Below are 905 nucleotides of genomic sequence, written 5' to 3' on the forward strand. Positions count from 1 at the left end.
GGCAGTCCGTTTCGCCGACGGCATCGGACACCTGGAAACCCAGGGCGTCACCACCCTCCTCGAACTCGGCCCCGGCGGTGCGCTCGCGGCCATGGGCAAGGACTGCCTTGCCGACCCCCGCAGGAAGACACTGATCCCCGCCCTCCGCAAGGCCCTCGACGAGCCGCGCAGCGTGGTCGGTGCCCTCGCCGAGGCCCACGCCCACGGCGTACCCATCGACTGGACACGCTTCTACGCCGGCACCGGAGCCTGCCGCACCGCCCTCCCCGCCTATGCCTTCGACCGGCAGCGCTACTGGCCCCAGGCCCCCGAGCAGCCCGCCCAGGCTCCGGCGCCCACCGCCGAAACCTCCGTCGACACGGCCCTGTGGGAGGCGATCGACAGCGGCGATCTGGCCGCCGTCCTCGCCGGCCTCGACCTGACCGGCGAAGTCCCCCTGAAGGACGCCCTCCCGGCCCTCTCCTCCTGGCGGCGCCGCCGCAAGCAGTACGCCGTGGCCGACGCCTGGCGCTACGAGACGACGTGGCACCAGGCCCGCAGCACCGCCACCACGCCCGCCGTCCTCACCGGCCGCTGGCTGCTGGCGGTACCCGAGACACTGGACGTGTTCACGCAGGACTGGGTCGCCCAGGGACTGAAGGAGTCCGGTGCGGACGAGGTGATCCGCATCACCGCCGCTGACACCGACCTGTCCGGATACGCGGACGCGACCGGCGTGGTGTCGCTGCTGGCGATAGACGACGACACCCTGGAACAGGGTGTGGCGCCGGGCCTGGCCGAAACCCTGACGCTGATCCAGCGTCTCGACGCGTCCGGCGTCGAGGCCCCGCTGTGGTGCCTGACCGAGGGTGCGGTCTCCACCGGCGCCTCGGACCCCCTCCTCAGCACCGCCCAGGCCCAGGTCT

The 905-nt window shown here is 72.8% G+C and carries 1 protein-coding gene; it reads left to right on the forward strand.

Translation table 11 applies throughout. The features are described 5' to 3' along the window. The coding region (locus ACLF6P_RS29875; RefSeq protein ID WP_415954547.1) for a hypothetical protein at positions 1–905 on the forward strand (905 nt) is incomplete at both ends.

The sequence above is a fragment of the Streptomyces lothianensis genome (genome assembly GCF_047779955.1).
Taxonomy (GTDB): Bacteria; Actinomycetota; Actinomycetes; order Streptomycetales; family Streptomycetaceae; genus Streptomyces.